This window comes from Ovoidimarina sediminis (assembly GCF_032586175.1).
Lineage (GTDB): Bacteria > Pseudomonadota > Alphaproteobacteria > Rhodobacterales > Rhodobacteraceae > Ovoidimarina > Ovoidimarina sediminis.
In genome coordinates this window covers 249185-269875 of record NZ_JAWHTE010000002.1, presented here as the reverse complement: position 1 = coordinate 269875, position 20691 = coordinate 249185, and the positions used below count along the sequence as shown (strand labels likewise).

20 protein-coding genes and 1 pseudogene are annotated in these 20691 nt (G+C 65.5%); 9 read left to right on the top strand and 12 right to left on the bottom strand.

Annotation, left to right across the window (positions count from 1 at the left end):
* Window positions 1-21: 21 nt before the first annotated feature.
* Genes mutM through RXV90_RS04250 form a run of 3 tightly spaced genes read right to left on the bottom strand, consistent with a single transcriptional unit; the run spans window position 22 to window position 1561 of the window.
* The gene (gene mutM, locus RXV90_RS04260; protein WP_316647088.1) at window positions 22-873 is read right to left on the bottom strand and encodes a bifunctional DNA-formamidopyrimidine glycosylase/DNA-(apurinic or apyrimidinic site) lyase; all 852 of its coding nucleotides are present in this window, start codon (window positions 871-873) and stop codon (window positions 22-24) included.
* 43 nt (window positions 874-916) lie between these two features.
* On the bottom strand, window positions 917-1408 hold the full coding sequence (locus RXV90_RS04255) for a hypothetical protein (RefSeq protein WP_316647087.1): 492 nt from the start codon (window positions 1406-1408) through the stop codon (window positions 917-919).
* A 9-nt stretch (window positions 1409-1417) separates the two neighbouring features.
* The gene (locus tag RXV90_RS04250) at window positions 1418-1561 is read right to left on the bottom strand and encodes a hypothetical protein (protein WP_316647085.1); all 144 of its coding nucleotides are present in this window, start codon (window positions 1559-1561) and stop codon (window positions 1418-1420) included.
* A gap of 93 nt (window positions 1562-1654) precedes the next feature.
* Between RXV90_RS04250 and ubiE the strand changes: the two genes are divergently transcribed.
* From ubiE to RXV90_RS04235, 3 genes are read left to right on the top strand one after another with little or no spacing between them, the layout of a single operon-like run.
* Window positions 1655-2410: a bifunctional demethylmenaquinone methyltransferase/2-methoxy-6-polyprenyl-1,4-benzoquinol methylase UbiE gene (gene ubiE, locus RXV90_RS04245; protein ID WP_316647084.1), complete on the top strand. Its 756-nt coding sequence runs from the start codon at window positions 1655-1657 to the stop codon at window positions 2408-2410.
* Window positions 2411-3940 (top strand): 2-polyprenylphenol 6-hydroxylase, encoded by a 1530-nt coding sequence (gene ubiB / locus RXV90_RS04240; RefSeq protein WP_316647083.1) that lies wholly within the window; start codon window positions 2411-2413, stop codon window positions 3938-3940.
* Window positions 3941-3989: 49 nt separating this feature from the next.
* Window positions 3990-4457, top strand: coding sequence for a GNAT family N-acetyltransferase (locus RXV90_RS04235; RefSeq protein ID WP_316647082.1), 468 nt, complete (start codon window positions 3990-3992; stop codon window positions 4455-4457).
* A 24-nt stretch (window positions 4458-4481) separates the two neighbouring features.
* On the opposite strand, the gene RXV90_RS04230 is transcribed toward RXV90_RS04235, so the two are convergent.
* Genes RXV90_RS04230 through fliK form a run of 3 tightly spaced genes read right to left on the bottom strand, consistent with a single transcriptional unit; the run spans window position 4482 to window position 6804 of the window.
* A complete protein-coding gene (locus RXV90_RS04230; protein WP_316647081.1) occupies window positions 4482-5210 on the bottom strand; it encodes an HD domain-containing protein in 729 nt (242 codons plus the stop codon).
* Window positions 5176-5859 carry a flagellar hook capping FlgD N-terminal domain-containing protein gene (locus RXV90_RS04225; RefSeq protein ID WP_316647079.1) on the bottom strand — a complete coding sequence of 228 codons (684 nt, stop codon included), beginning with the start codon at window positions 5857-5859 and terminating at the stop codon, window positions 5176-5178. Before RXV90_RS04225 ends, RXV90_RS04230 begins: the two co-directional genes overlap by 35 nt.
* Window positions 5860-5883: 24 nt before the next feature.
* Complete coding sequence (gene fliK, locus RXV90_RS04220; RefSeq protein ID WP_316647078.1) at window positions 5884-6804, bottom strand: flagellar hook-length control protein FliK; 921 nt, start codon at window positions 6802-6804, stop codon at window positions 5884-5886.
* A gap of 1365 nt (window positions 6805-8169) precedes the next feature.
* Between fliK and RXV90_RS04215 the strand changes: the two genes are divergently transcribed.
* Together RXV90_RS04215 and RXV90_RS04210 are read left to right on the top strand one after the other, a co-directional pair.
* Entirely contained in the window at window positions 8170-8460 is a 291-nt protein-coding gene (locus tag RXV90_RS04215) for a rod-binding protein (protein ID WP_316647077.1), read from the top strand.
* A complete protein-coding gene (locus tag RXV90_RS04210) occupies window positions 8438-8776 on the top strand; it encodes a hypothetical protein (RefSeq protein ID WP_316647076.1) in 339 nt (112 codons plus the stop codon). The genes RXV90_RS04215 and RXV90_RS04210 overlap by 23 nt, the downstream gene beginning before the upstream one ends.
* Before the next feature lie 176 nt (window positions 8777-8952).
* On the opposite strand, the pseudogene RXV90_RS04205 reads toward RXV90_RS04210, so the two are convergent.
* The 5 genes and pseudogenes from RXV90_RS04205 to RXV90_RS04185 form a co-directional block, all read right to left on the bottom strand.
* Window positions 8953-9042, bottom strand: a pseudogene (locus tag RXV90_RS04205) (chemotaxis protein MotB); the annotation flags it as partial.
* Between the two features lie 57 nt (window positions 9043-9099).
* Window positions 9100-9753: a rhomboid family intramembrane serine protease gene (locus RXV90_RS04200; RefSeq protein ID WP_316647074.1), complete on the bottom strand. Its 654-nt coding sequence runs from the start codon at window positions 9751-9753 to the stop codon at window positions 9100-9102.
* A gap of 21 nt (window positions 9754-9774) precedes the next feature.
* The gene (locus tag RXV90_RS04195; RefSeq protein ID WP_316647073.1) at window positions 9775-11130 is read right to left on the bottom strand and encodes a TonB-dependent receptor; all 1356 of its coding nucleotides are present in this window, start codon (window positions 11128-11130) and stop codon (window positions 9775-9777) included.
* Between the two features lie 63 nt (window positions 11131-11193).
* Window positions 11194-11793 (bottom strand): polysaccharide biosynthesis/export family protein, encoded by a 600-nt coding sequence (locus RXV90_RS04190; protein WP_316647072.1) that lies wholly within the window; start codon window positions 11791-11793, stop codon window positions 11194-11196.
* Between the two features lie 145 nt (window positions 11794-11938).
* Window positions 11939-14389, bottom strand: coding sequence for a tetratricopeptide repeat protein (locus tag RXV90_RS04185; protein WP_316647071.1), 2451 nt, complete (start codon window positions 14387-14389; stop codon window positions 11939-11941).
* Between the two features lie 626 nt (window positions 14390-15015).
* On the opposite strand from RXV90_RS04185, the gene RXV90_RS04180 reads away from it, so the two are divergent.
* The 3 genes from RXV90_RS04180 to RXV90_RS04170 are packed head-to-tail and all read left to right on the top strand — an operon-like array spanning window position 15016 to window position 18251.
* Window positions 15016-15876 (top strand): ExeA family protein, encoded by an 861-nt coding sequence (locus RXV90_RS04180; protein ID WP_316647070.1) that lies wholly within the window; start codon window positions 15016-15018, stop codon window positions 15874-15876.
* Window positions 15869-17398, top strand: a complete 1530-nt coding sequence (locus RXV90_RS04175; protein ID WP_316647068.1) for a GumC family protein — start codon at window positions 15869-15871, stop codon at window positions 17396-17398. Before RXV90_RS04180 ends, RXV90_RS04175 begins: the two co-directional genes overlap by 8 nt.
* Window positions 17399-17429: 31 nt before the next feature.
* Complete coding sequence (locus RXV90_RS04170) at window positions 17430-18251, top strand: tyrosine-protein kinase family protein (RefSeq protein ID WP_316647066.1); 822 nt, start codon at window positions 17430-17432, stop codon at window positions 18249-18251.
* Here the strand turns inward: RXV90_RS04170 and RXV90_RS04165 are convergent.
* A complete protein-coding gene (locus RXV90_RS04165; protein WP_316647065.1) occupies window positions 18245-19453 on the bottom strand; it encodes an ROK family transcriptional regulator in 1209 nt (402 codons plus the stop codon). The genes RXV90_RS04170 and RXV90_RS04165 overlap by 7 nt on opposite strands.
* 139 nt (window positions 19454-19592) lie before the next feature.
* Between RXV90_RS04165 and RXV90_RS04160 the strand changes: the two genes are divergently transcribed.
* Complete coding sequence (locus tag RXV90_RS04160; RefSeq protein ID WP_316647064.1) at window positions 19593-20612, top strand: sugar ABC transporter substrate-binding protein; 1020 nt, start codon at window positions 19593-19595, stop codon at window positions 20610-20612.
* Window positions 20613-20691 lie beyond the last annotated feature (79 nt).

The following is a 20691-nucleotide window of genomic DNA, read 5'->3' as shown; positions in this document are numbered from 1 at the left end:
GCCGGGCGGGGGTTTCAAGCGTTAACGCTGGCAGGTGACGCAGTGAAAGGTGGAGCGTCCGGACTGCACGATCCGGCGAATCGTGCCGGTGCAGCCCGCCGTGGGGCAGGGTTGGCCTTCGCGCCCATAGGCGCGGAAGGTGTGCTGGAAGTAGCCGAGTTCGCCGTCGGCCTGGCGGTAGTCCCTCAGGGATGACCCGCCTGCCTCGATGGCGTCGGACAGGACATCGCGGATGATCGGAACGAGGCCGCGCGCGCGGGGCTCGGAAATGCGGCCCGCCAGGCGGCGGGGTGAGATGCCGGCGCGGTGCAGCGCTTCGCAGACATAGATGTTGCCCAGCCCCGCGACGATGCGCTGATCGAGCAGCGCGGCCTTGACGGGCGTGCGGCGGCCCCGGAAGGCGGTGACGAGGTAATCCTCGTTGAAGCTATTGCCGAGCGGTTCGGGGCCGATGCGATTCAGGAGCCAGTGATCTTCGAGGGTGGCCGTGGGCCAGAGATCCATCGCGCCGAACCGGCGGGCGTCGTTGAAGGTGACGCGGCCACCGTCCTCCATTTCGAAGACAACATGGTCATGCTTGTCGGGGGCCGGATGGTCGTAGTGGAACTGGCCCAGCGTGACGCCCGAGATCAGCATCCGGCCCGACATGCCCAGGTGCACGATCAGGGTTTCGCCGGAGGAGAGATCGGCAAGCAGGTATTTCGACCGGCGGCGAAGTTGGGTGACGGTTTGACCGGTGAGGCGCGCAGCCATGCGTTCGGGCAGGGGCCAGCGCAGATCGGGGCGGTTCACATGCGCCACCTCGATGCGGCGGCCCTCCATCACGGGCAGAAGGCCGCGGCGCACGGTTTCGACCTCGGGCAGTTCGGGCATGTCTTTGGTCTCGGCGCTGGAGGCGGAACGTCGCCTCCCGCCCTCAGATACCGCGTCGCTCGGCGAATTCCATGGGCAAGTCACCAAACCCTTTGGTTTTCGATGCGACATATCCTTCGAGTGAATCGATGAACGCGATCCGTCCCTCGACATACTTCAGGATATCAGACCGGCCGCCGCCCTCGAAATAGAGGCGCAGGAGATAGGCGCCGTCATCCTCGACCCGGACAAGCTTTCGAAGATCGAGGCGCTTGCGGCCGAAAAAGAGTGTCGGCACCGTGAGAGAACCATCTTCGACAATGAGCCGATAGCTCCAGATGAAAGCCAGGTAGTAGGTGGCGAGAAGAACAGCGGCGATCAATGCGGGCATCTCGTAACCGTCAGGCACGAATGTGCCGGGTGCGGCGCCGACCCGTCCGTTGATGGCGAGAAGCAGCGCGACCGCCAGGCCCGTCGACAGAAGGCGCGTGCCGATCGTCACGCGGTGGACGGCACGGCCGGCGAAGGATTGCACCGCGCGGGTTTCCCCGACCATCGAAATCCGCTACGCCTCGGCCAGGCCTCCGATGTGCTTGTTCGATGCGCCGTCCAGCCAGGCTCGGAACCGGCCCATTCCCTTTCGGTTCGCGACAAAGCCGATCACCGCAGCGATCCCGAGATACAACAGAAGGTAAGTAAGGTCGGTCACAGATGATCCCTTTTATCAGGCGGCGAATGAACGCATTTGAGTCAGCGCCCCTGACGCTATATCGACAGTGTGGACAGATTTGGGCACCATCGGATGAACGACGAAACATCAGGAAAAAAAACGCATTTCGGGAACCGCGAGGTGCCCGAGGGCGAGAAGGCCGGGCTGGTACACGGCGTCTTCTCCAATGTCGCCTCGAAATACGACCTGATGAACGACGTGATGAGCGTCGGCATTCACCGGCTCTGGAAAGACGCGATGATGGATTGGCTGGCGCCGCGGGACGGGCAGCGCCTGCTGGATGTCGCGGGCGGCACGGGCGACATCGCGTTCCGGTTCCTGAAGCGGGCGCCCGGGGCCGAGGCCGTCGTCTGCGACATGACCGAGAGCATGCTGATCGAAGGCCAGCGCCGGGCCGAGGCCGAGGCGCTGGGCGATCGGCTTGACTGGGTGGTGGGCGATGCGATGGCCCTGCCGTTCGAGGATGCGACGTTCGACGTCTACACGATTTCCTTCGGGATCCGGAACGTGACCCGGATCGAGGATGCGCTGTCGGAGGCCTACCGCGTGCTCAGGCCCGGCGGGCGACTGATGGTGCTGGAATTCAGCCAGTTGCCCAATGCCGGCATGCAGGCGCTTTACGACGCCTATTCGTTCAACGTGATACCGCGCATGGGACAGGTGATCGCGGGCGATCGCGACAGCTATCAGTACCTCGTTGAGTCGATCCGCAAGTTTCCCGATCAGGAGCGGTTTGCCGACATGATCCGCACCGCCGGGTTCGGACAGGTGCGGTATCGCAACCTGTCGATGGGAATCGCGGCGCTGCATTCGGGGTGGAAGCTCTAGGTGCGGGGCCCCCACAATATCTTTCGCCTGATCCGCACTGGCGCGACGCTGGAACGATCGGGCGCCATGGGCGCAGTGCTGGGTGCGATGGAGGCGCCGGCCTCGATCCGGATCGTGGCGCGCATCCTGGCCTGGCCGTTCCGCTGGCTCGGCCACAAGGGCGATGCAAGCCTGCCGCCGTTGACGCGCGCCCTGACGGCGATGGGCCCCGCCTATATCAAGTTCGGTCAGATTCTGTCGACGCGGCCCGACGTGGTGGGCGAAGACCTGGCCAAGCAGCTTCGCGTCCTGCAGGACCGTCTGCCGCCCTTCCCGGCGGCCGATGCGCGGCGGATGATCGCGAAAGAGCTTGGCCTGCCGGTCGAAACCCTGTTCTCGGAGTTTTCCGAACCGGTGGCCGCCGCTTCCATCGCGCAGGTGCACAAGGCGCGGCTGGCCGGGACGGGCGAAGAGGTGGCCGTCAAGGTGCTTCGCCCCGGGATCGAACGGGCGTTCCGGCGGGATATCGACGCGTTCTATTTCGCTGCTAAGATGGTTGAATTGCTGGCGCCCGGGGCGCGGCGGCTTCGGCCGATGGACGTGATCGCCCATTTCGAAGGCGTGGTGATGGGGGAGCTGGACCTTCGGCTTGAGACCGCGGGCGCGGCAGAATTCGCCGCCACCACCGCGAACGACCCGGGCTTCGTCGTGCCCGAAGTGCACTGGTTCCAATCCTCGCGCCGGGTGATGACGCTGGGCTGGGTCGAGGGCATCCCTGCGGGCGACGTGGCCGCGATCCGCGCGCAGGGCCACGATTGCGAGGCGCTGGGAGAGCAGGTGCTGCAGCTTTTCCTCATGCACGCGCTGCGCGACGGCTATTTCCATGCCGACATGCATCAGGGGAACCTGAAGATCACGGCAGACGGCAACATCGCGGCCTATGATTTCGGGATCATGGGCCGGCTCGACGAATACACCCGCCGGGTTTACGCCGAGATCCTGTTCGGGTTCATCCGCAAGGATTACCGCCGGGTGGCGGAGGTGCATTTCGAGGCCGGGTACGTGCCCGCCGACCGCGATATCGACGAATTCGCCCGCGCCCTGCGTTCGGTGGGCGAGCCGATCTTCGGGATGGATGCAAGCCGGATCTCGATGGCGCGGCTGCTGAATTACCTCTTCGAAGTGACCGAACGGTTCGGGATGCAGACGCGCACCGAGCTGATTCTGCTGCAGCGGACGATGGTGGTGGTAGAAGGCGTGGCGCGCACGCTGAACCCGCATATCAACATCTGGCAGGTCGCGCAGCCGCTGGTCGAGGATTACATCAAGAAGAACGTCGGCCCCAAGGCGCTTCTGAAAGATCTGGCGCAGACCGTGCAGGTCTTGTCACGGTTCGGGCCGAAGCTGCCGCAGATGGTGGAAACCGCGTTGATGCGGCAGGCGGAAACGCCGGAACCCGCGCCGCTCCGCTCGCCGCTTTACGCAGTGGTTTGGTTTGTGCTGGGGGCAGGGGCCGCTGCGCTCGCGGGTGCGATGATCGCGGGGCTCTAGCGCGCCTGGGTCTGGCCGCGGGGCGGGCGACCGGCTACCCTTCAACGCCATGAAACCGCATCCCGATTTCCGCGACCGCGCGCCCCCCGAAGACGCGGCGTTCGGCCGTTTCAGGCTGGAACGCCTGACCCCCGCGCATGTCGAAGAGGATTTCGCCATCGTCACGGCCTCGGCGAGCGTTCTGGGGGGCCTCTTCGCGTCGGACTGGCCTGCCGGGCTGACGCTTGAGGCCAATCTCGCCGATCTCGAACGGCATGCGCGGGAGTTCGAGGCGCGTTATGCCTTCGCGTGGATCATCCGGGACGCGGACGGCACGTATCTGGGATGCACCTATCTCGTTCCGATACCGGACACGCCCGGGAAGGGTGAAGTCTTTACCTGGATCCGCGACAGGGCGGATCGTCTCGCGCTTCTGGCGGAATTCAACCCGGCCTTCCGGCGCTGGCTCACCCCCCATCTGCCCGATGGGTTTGTGCTGACCTGGGCGTCGAACGACCGGCCGGACGGTGCGGGCTGAGGCCCTTCGGGCGGCGTGGCAGGTTCACCGGATCTCGTCGAGCAGCCCGTCGTAAAAGCTGTGGAGCCGGGCGGCGCGCGTGGCGGCGAGGCGCCGACCGGCGCCCGTCAGGAAGCCATCTTCCAGGGTGAAGAGTTTCGTGCGGAAATGATCGAGGGCGAAGGCGCCGTCGTCTGCGGCGCGGGCCGCGCCCGCCGGATCCGCCGGATCGTAAAGGGCTGCGCCTCGCGCGCCGGCGAGCGCGAAGCAGCGCGCGACACCGATGAAGCCGATGGCGTCAAGCCGGTCCGCGTCGCGGAGGATGCGCGCCTCCAGCGTTTCGGGCGGGATCCCGGCGGAAAAGCTGTGTGCTGCGATCGCATGGGCCACCGCGGCGATGGCCGGGGCAGACCAGCCCAGCCCGGCCAGAAGCGTTTCTGCCTTTCGCGCGGCCATGCGGGAGGCCTGGGCGCGGTCGGGCGAAGCTTTGTCGACCCAGACGCAATCGTGAAGGATCGTGGCGGGCACGAGGATATCCGCGTCGCCGCCCTCCTCTGCGGCGATCCGCGCGACGTTGCGCCAGACGCGGGCGAGGTGGCCTTCGTCATGGGCCGCGTCGACCTTGTCGAAGGCATGGGGCAGAAGCGCGCGGGCAAGATCGGGGCGCGGGAAATCATCGGGCTGCATCGCCACGGGATGGTAGGTGCGCAGGGCGGGATTGGCCAGCAGGGCTGAGGGACTACGCGGTCGGGGCGCGAAGGGCGGTGACGGCACCGGCCTCCACCGCTGTTCCGCCTTCGAAGACGATAACGGGCACACCGCCTTCAAGGCGCACTTCCGCCACGCGGTTATAGGTTTCGGCTGTCGCGCCGGGCAGGCTCTCGCCCTCCGCCGCCGCATCGACCGCGAAGCTGTAGAGCCCCGGCGGCGCAGGCACGCCGAAGGCATCGCGCCCGTCCCAGGTGGCCGTCTGCGCCCCGGGCGGGATCGCGAATTCCGAGATCGCTTGCCCCGCCGCGTCACGGACGACGACAACCGCCTGATCGGCGCCGGGAGGCAGGGAAACGGCGATCTCGACCGGCTGACCGTCGAAGGGCACGGGCGCAGCGGCCCGCGCCTCCTGCCCGATCCAGTCGGCATAGCTCGAAAGCCCGCCGAGCGACTGGTTGGCGCGCAGCGCATCGAGAAGCTCGTTTGTACGGATCTGCTGTTCCACGCCCGAGAAGGTGGCGAGATCAACCGCGAAATCCTGCGAATTGGCGGGGTTGAGCGGATCCTGGTTCTGAAGCTGCGTCGTCAGCATCAGGAGGAAGGTGTTGAAGTCCGATGAGAGCGCCGAGGAAGAGCTTTGCGTTTCCGCCGCGGCCGCAGTGGCAGCGGCGCCGGTGGTGGCGCGGGCGGTGAGGGCCGTGTTTGTTTCCATGGAGAAATCCCCTTTTCAGAGAGGTTAGAGGCGAAGATCGAGGCCGCCGCCCATCGGCCCGGCCGCGCGGGGTGGCTGGATCGCGGTGGCGGCGGTGACGGTGCCGCCGGTGACATCCGCCGTGGCGGGAGCCGCGCCCTGATCAGGGCGGCCCTGGCCTGCATGACGGTTGTCCGCGAAGGACAGGTCGAGATCGGTAAATCCGCCTTTTGCCGCCTCGGTGGCGAGAAGATCGGCGTTCCGGCGCAGAAGATCGAGCGTATCGCCCCGTTCCGCGGCGAGAATGACGATCAGCTTGCCATCCTCGGCAGTGACGGTGACCGTCAGCTTTCCAAGCTCCTCGGGATGCAACGTGATGTCGAAGGTGCCGGGGCCGAGTCGCAACGCCTCGGCGATCTGCAGCGCGGGGCCTCGGGCGGTGTCGGCCGTACGCGCCTGTTGCGGATCGGCCGCGGTAAGGATGTGCGGGGTTGCCGTGTTACGCTCCCACCCGTCGGCGAAGGGAAGCGGCGCGGCATCCGCTGAAAGAGAGTAGGTGCTGTCCGCCACCTGCGAAACGGGTTTGGCAAGCACACCCGTCCAGAGGGGAATGGCCTGTGACGGGGGCGGGGGCGGGGCCGACCCCGCCGGTTCGACCCGAACGGCAGCCGCGGGGGGCTCAGGCAGATCGCTGGGCCGGGGCGGGCCGGGGCGCTCGGCACGGGCCTGAATCTGCGTGATCGGAACCGAAACCGGCGTGGGAGGCGAGGCCGGCACCGGCTGTGCGGCAAGCCGGGGCGCGTCAGGGGCCGGGGCGGCGGGGACCAGTGCGGCGGGGACCAGTGCGGCGGGGGCCGGTGCGGCGGGGGCCGGTGTGGCGGGGGCCAGTGCGGCGGGGGACGGTGCGGCGGGGGACGGTGCGGCCGGGGCCTGCTCGAACCCTCCGCCGATCGGCGCGGCAGGCACGGGAGTGGCGCGATCCCGGGCCACCAGCACCGGCGCGGGCGGCCCGGGCGCAGATCGGTCACAGGACGAGATGGCTCGGGTAGCTTGCCCTCCCGCAGCATAGGAACGGGGCCGGCCCGCACGGCAAGGCGCTCGGGCGCAGGGGGCGCCGAAGGTCTCTCCGGCATGAGTGCCACGGGCGCGGCAGGCAAAGACGCCGCCCGCTCCGGCGCTCCGGGCCCTGTCGCAGCCTGCCGTCGCGTCGCATCGGGCGCCGGATCCTGCGAAACCCCTGCCGCTGGGGCGGCGCCAGGCTCTGGCCGCGCCGGGGCGGGGTCTGGCGCCCCGGGTGGCGGAACAGGCGGCAAACCCGCGGCGGCCGGCGGTGGCACGCTGCGTGGCACATCGGCCGCGGCATACGGCACGGCGTCTGGGGCCGGGATGGGGCCCGCCGCACCCGCGGGCGGCGCAACGCGAGCCGCATCGCCAGCGGCGGGGATCGCACCTGTCACAGGCCCTGTCATAGGCGTTGCCGGGGGCGGCGGCGCTGGCTGTTCGGGCATCCACGCCACTTCCGCCGGGCCGGGAAGGATCGGGCGCGTGATCGCCGGTTCTGGCGGTAGCGGCGTCGCCAGTGAGGGTGCGGCGCGCGGCCCGGCCACGGGCGGCGGCGCTGGCCGGTTGGGACCGGCAGCGTCCCGATCGGCGGTGGAAACCGCCACGCCAGCCGTTGTAGGCAATTCAATGGACCCTGCGGGAAGGCCCTGCTTCGCCTGAGCGGGCGCCGGCGGTAGGGCCGTATTCCGGGCCTCCGCCGCATCCGCCGTATTGCCCGGCACGGCGGGCAAGGGCATCGCGGGGCGTTCAACTGACAAGGGGCCATCGCTGGGAAGCGTGATCTGCACCCGCAGGGGCGGTGCGGCAGGCACTGCCTGATCTCCAAGCGGGACGGAGGCGACGCGCACCTCAGACGCGGGGGTCACAGGCGCCGGGCTCGCCTGAGCGGCAGCGATCGGTGCGGGCAACGCCAACTGAAGGGGCACGGCCTCCGCCAGGCCGGGCAGATCCGGCGCAGGCGCCACGGCCTCGCCAACCGGGGCGGGGATCAGGGATATCAGGATATCCGAGAAACCGGGCGTATCGGCCCTGGCCTCCGCCCCCGGCACCGCGCCATCGGCATTGGCATTGGCATTGGCATTGGCATTGGCATTGGCATTGGGGGCGGGCCGTATCTGGGCCGGCTGATCGATCAGAAAAGCAATCAGGTCTGTCATCTCACGCACATTCTGCAACGCGAGGCCGGTTATGGAGTGGGCGCGGTTACCGGGTCTTTACCGCCACCGTGATAGATGCAGGAAAATCGACGCAATTTGATCGGAACTTTCGATGATCGATCCCCTTGCCGGGCCCGCGCGCGCCGCCCCGTCTGCCGAGACGGAGCCGCTGCGCGCCGCGGCACAGGCCCTCGAAGCGGTGTTTCTTTCCGAAATGCTGAAAGCGGCGGGATATGGCGAGGCACGATCCGCCTTCGGGGGCGGCGCGGGCGAGGCGCAGTTCGCCTCTTTCCTGCGCGACGCCCATGCCGAGGCGCTGACCGAACGCGGCGGCCTGGGCCTGGCCGAGGCGATTTTCAAATCCATGACGGAGGCCGCCCATGGCACAGACGGGCATCATTGACGCGCTGCGCGCGAACCTGGAGGCGGAGCGCGAGGCGCTTCTGACCGGGCGCTTCGGCGGCCTCGGCGACCTGGCGGAAGAGCGCGAGGCATTGCTGGGCCAGCTGCAGGGAACCCCTGCGGAAGCGCTGCGCGACCTGAAGGGAAATGCGGAACGCAACCGCGCGCTGCAGGCGGCGGCGGCGGATGGCATCCGCGACGCGATGCGGCGCCTGCAGGCGATGCGCGAGGCGCAGGGGCCGATCGGCGGCTACACCCAAACCGGCGATGCAATGCGGATCGGAACGGCCCGAACCTCTGTCGAGCGGAAGGCCTGAAGCGGTTAGGGGGATGTAAGGAAATTCGCCCTAGCGTCTCTAACCGCATCCTCTGAGGGGTGGCGCGGAACGGCCCGAAGGCCTGCCCGCAGTCGTCAGAACGGCGCCCGAGTGCTGTCCGAAACGGACAGGAAACGTCACGGCGCAAAGCGCCTGAAGGCATAGAGGAAAAATATGGCAACTTTCCAGGCGCCGCCATGATGGCCGTCGCCAGACACGACTTTCTTGCGCCGGATAAGAACCGGTGCATTGTTTTGCGGCACCATTGTCCTACCCCAAGCGCCCCCACACCCCTGCCTAGCGCGCCCGGCGTAACGAAACCGTTAATCCGAAGGGGCCTCCTTGCGCGCAAGGATCAGCGCGATCGCGCCTCCCGCCAGGCCGCCGCCAAGATGGGTCTGCCAGGCCATTTGCCCGCCCATCGCCCACCAGAGAACGACGTTCAGCACCGCAAGAAGCGCAACGAGGGCATAAACGGGTGTCAGCCGCTCGCGCGCGCGCCGCCGGTCGAGGAATTCCCAGGCAAGAAGTGCCCCCGCAAGCCCGAACAGCGCGCCCGAGGCGCCGACCATGGGCTGTGGCGACGAGGCAAGAAAGAGGTATCCCAGCGCACCGCCGAGGATGGAGCCCACATAGACGATCAGGAAACCCCGTTCGCCCCCACGCTGGGAAACGCCGCGCCCAAGCGACACGAGCGTGATCATGTTCACCACCAGATGCGCCAGCCCGGTGTGCAGAAACCCGTAGGTCAGGAACATCAGCCAGGGCTGCGCGGCGTAGTTCGGCCGCCAGTCGTCAAGAAGGCCGGGCCAGAAGCCGCCATATTCATAGCATCTCAACCGCAGACGCCGGATATCGAGAAGCCCAAGATCGGCAAGCTGAAGCGTCAGTTCGACCGCGACGCAGATCACCAGGATACAAAGCGCTGCGGGAGAGACACGCAGGCCGGACGAAGGGGTCGGGGTCTGAGGATCCATGCCGCGCACCGGGGCCGGCGATTACGGCCGGATCGAGAAGCTCCGCCCGAAGGTCGTGAAGATCGCGTTCGAGGTTGCGGACGACCCGACCGAGGGATTGTTGTGGCGGGTCCTGAACCCAAGCTGCCAGTCCCAGTCCCGGTTCAGCGCATGGCTGTAAACGATCTCAAGCTCCGCCCGGTCGCCTTCATCCGCCGCACCGCTACCGATATCGTCGGCGCGCAGGTAGAAGAAGTTCGCCCCGATCGAGGAGATCGGCGTCAGTTCGTGCTGGTAGTTAAGTTCGAACACCGTGCGAAGGACTTCCTCGTCATCGTCATTCACCTGCGCATCCTGGGTCAGCTGCGCGGTCATGATCCCCGAGGGGAAGGCACGGGAATAATCGAGCCCGGCGAAGAAAACCGTGTCGCCGGTATCGCTGCTGCTCAACCCGCCGGAGAACGTGACTTCCGCCCGGGGCATCGAAAGGGCGCGGGAGATACCAACCTGCGTCCGGCTGATACCGGTGGCGATCGTCCGGTTTGCAAAGATGCTGAACTGGCCGTTCGGTACCTGCCGCGTCAACTCGAGGTCGAGCCCGATGCCGCTGTCGTTGGTGGTTGCGCCCGTGTCCAGCACCTCGTCGATCTCGTCCGCCGAGACAGAGCCCGAGAAGCTCAGGATCGGGTTGATCTGGTATTCGACCGCGACGCCAAGACGATCGGTCGTGCGTTCGATGATCTGCCCGGTCGGAAGCGGATTGAGATCTTCCGCATCGTATTCGGAACGTTCCGCGAAGATCCCGAAGCTCAGCGTCTGGCGCGGGCGCAGGAAGGTGCTCAATCGAACGGTGTCGGTCGTTCGGTCGAACACGTCCGGATTGACCTGGCCGCTGTAGTTGGTGTCGGTACGGTTGACGTCGAGCCGCGCGCCGACGGGCGCGTCGATGCCGATCTCCGCCGAAGCACCGACCGTCAGGAATTCCCGATCCCCGACCGACCGCAGGAAGGTCTCGTCGATAAGGTCGCCGTCCAGGTCGAGACCGAGGGAATCGACGAGTTCGGATTGCCGGTAGCCTACGTTGAAGCTGAGCTGCGAACCTGCGCCGCGGCGGCTGTAATTCAGCCGGAAGAACGGATCGCTGAACCCGTCATCTTCGCGGAGTGTCGCATAGTTTTCCTGCTGGAACGATCCGCCAAGCGAGAATTCCAGGCTGGTCAGCTCGTTCTCCAGCGACCCGCCAAGCGTGTAGTCGACGTAAAGCCGGCTGTCGGTGCCGCTCGAATTCGCTGCCAGCGCCCGGTTGTCTTCGGCCTCGAAACCAAGGACGACCTCTCCCGTCAGGACGAGGCCGTCTCTGCTGATCTCACCATCCTGCGCAACGGAAGGAACCGCCATCAAGGCGGCTACCAATCCTGTCGCGAGTGCCTTGCCCCACCCGCCTGTCATCGCGCCTCTTTTCTATTCGAACAACCTACGCTGCGGTACAACGATGACGTCGCCATCCGCAAGGACTGTCCTGCCTGTAATTGCCGCGCCATTCTCGAGAGCACGGTAGTTGAACTTGAAGCTGACGTAGCCGCCCGTTTGCGGGTCGACCCGGCGCAGCTGGATACGTTTCGTTGCCGCGAAGGGCGAGAAGCCCCCCGATTGTGCCAGGGATTGCAGTAGCGTGGTGCCCGGCTCCACCTGGATCATACCCGGCTGCCCGACCTCGCCCATCATGTAGACCGTGATGAATTCTCCGGCGCCAGGCACGTCCTCGAGCGCCAGGCGCGCGACGGAAACGAAAACCGACGGCGACGACGCGAAGTTCGGCGCAAGCGCGCTGGCCAGATCCTGGCGGAACTGGTCGGTCGATTTGCCGCCGGCGCGGATTCCGCCCACCAGCGGGAAGGAAACCGATCCATCGGGCAGCACCAGAACCTGGCGGTTCAGCGAAGGATCTTCGAGAACCTCGATCGTCAGCTGGTCACCGGACTGAATACGATAGCCCGACTGAGCATAGGCCGTGGTGGCAAACACGACCGCAGCGCAGATCATCAGAAATCTGGTCAACATGGCACACCTCTTATCCCCCAAGTTCGCGCATTAAGATCGCGATTCTCCGTAACAATGAAGACTTATCCACACAGGAAGGCTGGATTTGCCCAAATCCCTGGGGATTCGTCTCACTCCGGCAACAATTTGTGCACGAAGCGCCGGATTACTGTTGCCTCAGCGCTTCGAGACGTTCGATTTCCTCCCGCGCGCGTTCGAATTGCGGTCGGGTGTCGGCCGGTCCCGCGATGTCAAGCGCCTTGCGGAACTGGGCGATCGCCTCGTCATAACGTTCCGACGCCGCATAGGCCGCCGCAAGATGGTACTGAACGATCGGGTCACCTGGAAGGCCCCGTGCGGCAGGCTCGAGATGGTCGATTGCTTCCTCGAAATCGCCGCGACGATGGGCAATCCAGCCATAGGTATCCTGGAACGCCGCGATGTCGGTGCCGCGCAGGCGGCGGGCGATCGTATAGGCGCGGTCGAGCGACTCCTCGTCCTCGCGATAGGTGGCGATCAGGCTGGCAAGGTTGTTCGCAATCACCGGAGCATTCGGCAGACGCTCGTAAAGACGTTCATAGATGGTGATGGCGCCATCGATGTCCCCGTCACGCTCAAGCTGCCCGGCATAGGCCCAAAGCAGGTTGGCCGCATTGGGCATCGCCGCGAGCCCCTCCTGAAGCACCGCGCGGGCGGCATCAGGCTCTCCCTGGCGCAGCTTCATGGAGTAAAGCGAACGCCAGACACCCTCGATCTCCGGATTTTCGGCGAGGACTTCGCGGTAGGTCTCCTCGGCCGCCTCCCACTGTTCGTCGGATTGCAGAACGGCCGCGCGCAGCGTGCGAAGCAGCGGATCGTCCGGCGCGCTTTCGAGCCTCTCGTCAACATAGTTCAGCGCGGCTGCGACCTGGCCTTCTTCAAGCCGCTGGCGCACAAGTGCCACATCGGGCCCGCCGATCGAACCATCGGAACGCGCAAGTTCCTCCAGGAAGGCGATCGCCTCGTCGCGGCGTCCCTGCCGTTGCAGGCGGGCGACCTGAAGCGCGTCGGCGTCCTTCACACTCTGTGTGCTGTCGAACCGGCGTAGCGTCCCCTCAACCTGTTCGGCGCGCGCCCAATCTTCCAGTTCCAGGTAGATCCGGCCCAGAAGGTTGAGAATCTCGGTGTTGCTCGGGTCGCGGCGCAGGGAATCGATCAAGATCCGCTCGGCCGTGTTGTACTCGTCGTCTGCAATGAGGAAACGGGCGTAGGTAAGGCTTTCCTTGGCCCCCGAACCGGAGGCCTCTACGGCGAGCGCCATCATTTCACCCGCAAGCCCGCGGCTGCCGTTGCGCAGATGCGCCTGCGCCATGAGGCTCATGATTTCGGCGTCATCGGGCGCCTGGTCCAGCGCGGTCCGAAGGGCGAGGATCGCGTCATCGCCCATGTCGTCCTCGATAAGCCAGGACGCGCGCATCTTGTTCGCGGGCACGTTGCCCGGGTCGGCTTCCAGCACCTCTTCGATCTTCTGGCGGGCGGCCACTTCGTTGCCGACACCCATCTGCATCTTGGCCAGCGAAACCTTGATGTTGCGGATCTCGTCGGTGTCCTCGGCCTCGCCGATAATCGCCTCCATCTCCGCGATCGCCTCGTCACGATTGCCGAGGTCATAGATCAGACCGGCGCGGATCGACCCGAAGAGTTCGGCGGGTGCGCCGCTTGCAAGCATGCGGTCGACCTCTTCAAGCGCGGGCTCGACACCTTCGGTCTCTCGCTTGAAGCGCAGCAGAAGGGCGCGGAAGCTCGTCTGCGTCTCGCCCTCGGATGCGGCGATCTGATCGCGGATGAATGCCTCCGCCGCCGGCAGGTTGCGGTTACTCACGTACCACTGGATCAGCGCCTGCTTGTAGCGCTCTGACTCCGGGAACCGCTGCACCATGGTTTCCAGCTGGATCTGCGTTTCGTCCAGATCGCGAAGCTGGCCCAGAAGCTGCAGGCGCAACTGGTGGAAGCGTTCGTTCAGAGGCTCACGCTCGAGAATGGCATCGACCTGCTCAAGAGCACCGCGCATGTCTCCGTCGCGCAGCAGGCTGTCGATCGCGACATGCGAGGCGATCGAACCGTCCGGCAGGTCGTCCTTGATCTCGATGATCCGCGCAACAGCGCTGCGGCGGGCCGTTTCGTCCTCTGCCTCGACAGCATCCTGGTATTCGAGAAGCGCGAAAATCGCCCCGGTCGATTCATTGTCGGGCGAAACTTCGGCAAGCCGCTCACCATGCCGCCGCACTTCGTCCCAGTCGCCGAAACGGATGGCGAGCTGTGCCAGGGCGAGCCGCGCCTCCGGATCGTTGGGGTACTGCTCGGCAACGAGATTGTAGTGTCGGTAGGCCTCGCGGAAATCGCCCTCGGTTTCCTGCATGCGGGCATAGGCCATGCGGGCATCGCGGTGCTGACCGTTGAGGCTGAACACGTTGCGGAATTCGATAGCGGCGCGCGCAACATCGCCGGCGGCGACAAGCTCAAGCGCATTCTCGTAATGCTCCTCGGCGCGTTCCTCCGCCGTGTCGCAGGCCGCGAGGGTCAGGCCTGCGATCAGGATCCAGCCAGCAGTGGCAAGGCGCAGCGACTTCAGGGACATCTCGTCACTCCAGTTTCAAGCTCAGGGCGAGTGTAGGGCCGTCCTGGCCGGCGCGCCATATGCGCCCGGACATCCGGTAGCGGTTGGGGCCTGAGGACATGTCGGCTTCACACACTCTCTTATCTCACCGGGGTCTGCGAACCGATTTCGCCGCACATGAATGATGCGCCGCCGCCGGGCCAACCCGTTTGCCCGACTACCAACCATATAGGTCTGCTGCAACGCCGCAGAAGCCCCTCCTTCGGCACGGATCGGCGCCGCGCTGCCCAAATGCCTTGCGAATTTACCGAATCTTAATCTTGCGATTTTCAGTGTCTGTTAAGGCCCAAGTTGCGGCTTCGGCGACAATTCGCGCGGTTCCCGGATACTGTGCGGCGATCGCGCCCCAACCTTGCCCCAAACGTGGCGGAGGCCCCGCCCCGCGCGGGCGGGCCGCAGATGCCCGGTGTACCCTTTATTTCGTGCGTGTTGCGGATCGGATGCCGAGGGGCCATATGCGCCCCATGCCCAAAAGGCCGTTCACATCGTGGCCGTTTCAATTAGGGCGTGGCATCCGGCCTGCCGGTCTGTAAAACTGACGGGGTCAATGGTGGATGTGTAACGGTGTCGGAGCAAGTTGAGTGCACATGAACTCAGATGTCGGCCTGTATATTGAGCAGTTCGATCTGCACGAGCGGCCGTTTACTCTGCTGCCGGACCCGGAGTTCATCTATTGGACACCGATGCACCGCCGGGCCTATTCGATCCTCGAATACGGGATTCTGACGCACGCGCCGATCACCGTGGTGACCGGCGAGGTGGGGGCCGGGAAGACGACGCTCGTTCAGAAACTCCTGAAGTCGCTGCCCGATGACGTCACCCTCGGTCTGATCTCGAACGCCCAGGGCGGGCGGGGCGAGCTTCTGCGCTGGGTGCTCTATGCGCTCGACGTCGATTGCGAGGGTGCGACGGATTACGTTGATCTGTTCCAGATCCTGCAAAGCTTCCTGATCGAGGAATATGCCGCCGGCCGGCGCTGCATCCTGATCATCGACGAGGCGCAGAACCTGTCGGTTGAAGGTCTCGAAGAACTTCGGATGCTGACCAACGTCAATTCGAACAAGGACGAGCTGCTGCAACTTGTCCTCGTCGGTCAGCCGGAACTGAGGGAAACGATCCTTCTGCCCGAACTCCGCCAGTTCGCGCAGCGGGTGGTGGCCAACTTCCACCTTCCCGGAATGGATAAGGAAACGGTCGCCGCATATATCAGCCATCGCCTTCTGGTGGCCGGAGGCCGGGGCAACGAGTTCACCAAACAGGCCTGTGAACGGGTCTGGGAAGTGTCGCGCGGAATACCGCGCCTGGTGAACCAGATCTGTGATTTCGCGATGGTTTATGCCGCGACAAGCGACGAAAAGCTCGTTCTGTCGTCAGTCATCGATCAGGTGGTCAGCGACGGCGTGTTCTTTGCGGGCTATCGCGGAGAAGAGGGCAACGACGATGAATGACGATCTGAAGTTCTATTTCGCGATCTTTCTGCGGAGATTCCATTATTTCGCGCTGGTCGCGGTGGTGGTGTCGGCGGCGGGGATCGCTGTCGCCTTCATGTTGCCGACGAAATACCAGGCCGAGGCGATCCTTCTGGTCGAACCGCCGCAGATCCCTGATGAGCTGGCCGCCTCGACGGTTCGGACAATCCCGCAGGAGCTTCTTCAGATCATCGAACAGCGCCTGATGACGCGCACCAACCTCCTGGATATCGCCGACGAATTCGATGTCTATTCCGACCGTCCGCGCATGTTTGCCGACGATATCGTCGAGGCGATGCGCGAAGACACGACAATCCGCATCAGAACCGGGCGGAACGAGGCCTCGCTCTTCACCATTCAGTTCAACGCCGGGCGGGCGCGCACCTCGGCGGATGTGGTGAACGCCTATGTCACCCGCGTTCTCGAAGACAACGCAGAACTGCGGCGCGACCGCGCCGAAGGCACGATGGATTTCTTTGCCGCGGAAGTGGAGCGGCTTTCGGTCGACCTGGCGCGCAAGAGCGCCGAGATCCTCGACTTCAAGAACGCGAATATCGACTCTCTGCCCGAGAACCTGAACTACCTTCTCGACCGGCAGGGCGACCTGCGGGATCGTGTTTCCGATATCGAGCGCGAGATCGCCTCGCTCGGCCAGCAGCGCGAGCGTCTGATCGTCGTGTTCAACGCCACCGGCGGGACCGGCGGCAACGATCTGCGCAGCCCCGAGCAGCGCGAACTCGATGCCCTCAGGAACGAACTCGACCAGGCGCTGACCATCTATTCGGAACAGAACCCGCGGGTGAAGCAGCTTCGCAACCGGATCGCCAGCCTTGAAACTGCCGTCTCGTCGCAAGGAACGCCGGGCGACGGCGGCCAGGGCGAGGCGCGCCAAAGCCTTCTCGAACTTCAGCTGTCGGAAATCGACACGCGGGTGGAGCTTCTGAAGGACGAACGCGCCAACATCGAAAACGAGGTGGTCGAGCTGCGCCAGAACATCGAGAAGACGCCCACCAACTCGGTGGCCCTCGAGGCGCTTCTGCGGGATTACGGCAACCTTCAGCAGCAATATGACCTCGCGGTGAACGCCGCCTCGCGCGCCGCGACGGGCGAGCGGATCGAACTTCTGTCGAAAGGCGAGCGGATCAGCATCATCAGCCAGCCCGTCGCACCGCGCGAACCGACAAGCCCGAACCGGCCGATGATCGCCCTCCTGTCCGTTCTCGGCGGGCTGGCCGGCGGCGTTGCCTTCGTCACGCTGATCGAGCTTCTGAACCGGTCGATCCGCAGGCCTGCGGATCTCGTGAAGGGCCTCGGCATCACACCGCTGGCCACGCTGCCCCTGATTCGCACGCCGGGCGAGGTCGCGCGGCGCCGGGGTCTCATCTTCTCGACGATCCTGTTCTCGACCGCTGCGACGATCGCCGCGGCCTACTACCTGCACACCGCCGTCATTCCGCTCGATCTTCTTATGGATCGGCTGCTCGGCGCAGCAGGGTTTTGATAACCATGCACCTGCGATTGGGAGCGCTGTAATGGAAAAGCTTCAAGCCGCGATCGAAAAGGCACGCCAGCGCCGCGAGGCGACGGCCGCCGCAACCGGCAAATCCCCGGCCGAGGCCCGCTCTGCATCGCGTGCAGAAGAGCCCGGGGGCGATGTCTGGCAGGCGATCCCCGAACACACGGTGGCGGCCAAGACGGCGCGGCGGAACCGGCTGTTCCTCGATGGGCGGACGGCGGAGGCAAGCTATTTCGACAAGCTTCGCACCAAGCTGATCCAGCAATGCCGCGACAACCAGTGGCGGCGTGTCCTTGTCACCTCGGCGACCAAAGGCTGCGGAAAGACGACGACCTGCGCCAACCTTGCCGCCAGCTTCGCCCGCCAGAAGGACCGGCGGGTCATGGTCTTCGACATGGACATGCGGCGTCCGGATCTGCGGCGCCCCTTCGGTATTTCCAACTCGCATGGCTTCTCGGACGTGCTGGAAGGATCTGTTCCCTTCGAGGAAACTGCAGTGCGACTGGGCGCGTCTGTTATCATCTCGGCCAATCAAAGCGTGCACCCGAACCCGAGCCAGATCATCCTTCAGGATCAGACCGCCCGGGTTATCGACGAGATCGAGGCACGCTATCGCCCCGACGTGATGCTGTTCGACACCCCGCCCATGCTGTCGGCGGACGACACACTGGGCCTGGTGAAGCACATGGATTGCGCGATCATCGTGGCCGGCGCCGAAATGTCTACCATCGCGCAGGTGGACGAGGTCGAGCGTGAGCTGGCCGAGGTGACGAACGTGATGGGCGTTGTGCTCAATCGCTGCAACTACATCGACCAGGCGCAGACCTACTACTACTGAACGCCCATCGGCACGCGGCGGCCAAGATCCTGGCCGGCGTCCAGGAAGTACCGGTGCGAGATCGGCGTATAGGCGCCTCCGATCACGCGCGCGTTCTCCCCGACAAGCCCCGAGACGACCGAGGGCTTGATCAGGCCACGGGTATCGAGCGTGTCCAGCTCCGCCGCGACCTTGGCGGTCAGGCGGGTGCGGATCGTCTCGGGAAAGGCCCCGTCGACGATCACCGCCTCGAAATCGATCACCGCGCAGCATGACAGCGCCGCCTGTGCCAGGGCGGCGCCGGCGCGATCGATCCAGGGACCGACAAGATCGGCATGCTGTGTCCAGGCCGACGGATCGGACCACAGGCATTGGGGGTCGCCGCCTGCGGCAAGAACCGCCTCTTCCAGAACGAAGATGGAGGCGATGTCGAGAAGGGGCACCGGCCCGTCCTCGCCGATGCTGATCAGCGGGCCAAGCGCGCCCGCATTGCCCTGGTTGCCTTCAAGCACGCGGCGGTTCAGCACCACGCCGCCCCCCACGAAGGCCCCCACGAAGAAATAGACATAATCGCGGTAGGCCCGGCCCCGGCCGAAGTGATGCTCGGCCCGGCAGGCCGCGGTCGCATCGTTGGCGATAAGCACCGGCAAGGGCGAGATCGCGGCCAGCCGCTCCACCAGGTTCACGCCCTTCCATGCCGCGAGCGCCGCCTCGGGCGCGCCGATCAGCTCATGCCACTTCCAGACTTCGAAGGGTGCGGCCACCCCGATTCCGCAAAGGCGGTCGGGTCGCGGGCACTTCTGCGTCAGGTCCTTCAGCGAAGTTTCCGTGAAGGCGAAGATCGCATCGGGTGTCGGGTATTTGTACCCAAGACGCGTCTGCGCCGCGATCTGGCCTTCCAGGTTCATCAGCGCCACCTCGGCACTGCGGCGCCCGATCTTCAGCCCGAACGACCAGGCCGCATCGCCCCGAAGGCTCATCGGCACGGACGGCTTGCCCACCTTGCCCCGCACCGGCTCTCCGCGCACGAGGTATCCGTCGCGTTCCAGCTCGCGCAGGATCACCGAAACCGTTTGCGCCGAAAGGCTTGTCATGCGCGCAAGATCGCGGCCCGCGATCGGGCCGGCATCCCGCAGAAGCGACAGGAGCAGTTTCTCGTTATGATTCCTCAGACCGCTCTGCGTCGCGCCGCCGAAGTCGAGGTCATCGAGATTGACCGTCATGACATCCTCCCGGGGAGAGGTAAGCACAGCGCGAATTAATAAGTCAACTAGAGTTATTTATTGACAGTCCTGCTCGAATCGCGTTTCTCTGCCCGCATCCCGGCGTCCGTTTGCCGGGTCTGACCTACGGGAGGACACAATGAAAAAGCTACTCGCCGGATCCGCTATTGCGCTTCTTGCAACCGCCGGAACGGCCTTTGCGGGCGGCCACGCCATCTCGGCCTGCCTCATCACCAAAACCGACACCAACCCCTTCTTCGTGAAGATGAAAGAAGGTGCGACGGCCAAGGCCGAAGAGCTCGGGATCGAGCTCAAATCCTTCGCCGGCAAGGTTGACGGCGACCACGAAACACAGGTGCAGGCGATCGAAACCTGCATCCTCGACGGTGCCAAGGGCATCCTGATCACCGCCTCCGATACCTCGTCGATCGTGCCCGCCGTTCAGCAGGCGCGGGACGCGGGGCTTCTCGTGATCGCCCTCGATACGCCGCTTGAGCCGATCGACGCGGCCGACGCGACCTTCGCCACCGACAACTACCTCGCCGGCAAGCTGATTGGTGAGTGGGCGCGGGCCAAGCTGGGCGACGCCGCCGAGAGCGCGAAGATCGCGACGCTCGACCTGAACGTCAGCCAGCCCACCGTGGACGTGCTCCGCAACCAGGGCTTCCTTGACGGCTTCGGCATTGACCTCGCCGACCCTAACGTGATCGGGGACGAGGAAGATCCGCGCATCGTCGGCTCCGACGTGACGGACGGCAACGAAGAAGGCGGCCGCCGCGCGATGGAAAACCTGCTTGCGGTCGATCCCACGATCAACGTCGTCCACACGATCAACGAACCCGCCGCTGCAGGCGCCTACGAGGCACTGAAGGCCGTGGGCCGTGAGAACGACGTTCTGATCGTCTCGGTCGATGGCGGCTGCCCCGGTGTCGACAACGTGGCCGAAGGCGTGATCGGCGCCACCTCGCAGCAGTATCCGCTGCTCATGGCCTCGCTCGGCATCGAAGCGATCAAGAAGTGGGCCGACGAGGGCGTGAAGCCCGAGCCGACCCCGGGCAAGGATTTCTTCGATACCGGCGTTGCGCTGGTCACCGATGAAGCGGTTGACGGCGTCGAGTCCATCTCGGTCGCCGAAGGCAAAGACCTCTGCTGGGGCTGATCCCCGGTTGAGCGCGGAGGGCGTGCGCGCCCTCCGCCACCATATTACACCCGGGACTTTCGCGCCGGGATGTGCCAAC